General features: G+C 32.1%; 1 protein-coding gene. It reads right to left on the reverse strand.

Features of this window, described 5'->3' with window-relative positions; genetic code table 11:
- Positions 1 to 243: hypothetical protein (locus tag SB764_RS43845; protein WP_410867287.1), on the reverse strand; the 243-nt coding region annotated here is incomplete at both ends.

A 243-nucleotide genomic window follows, 5' to 3' on the forward strand; every position in this document is an offset into this window, starting at 1 on the left:
CTACTAAAGCCCCAAAAGATTCTCCTACACGTGCGTTAAGAGATACTCCATTCTGATAGGTTGCCATTAGGTAATTTTGAGAATTTCCATTTAATTTAATTACTTCATTCTCATTCTTAGACCAGTTTACATTGATATCCCATCTAAAATCATTTGTTTTTAATGGAGTACCATTTAATTGTACTTCTATCCCTTTATTATTAATCTGCCCTGCATTCACTAAAAATGTTCTATATCCTGTAG

The sequence above is a fragment of the Paraburkholderia sp. SIMBA_027 genome, from assembly GCF_046535315.1.
Taxonomy (GTDB): domain Bacteria; phylum Pseudomonadota; class Gammaproteobacteria; order Burkholderiales; family Burkholderiaceae; genus Paraburkholderia; species Paraburkholderia tropica.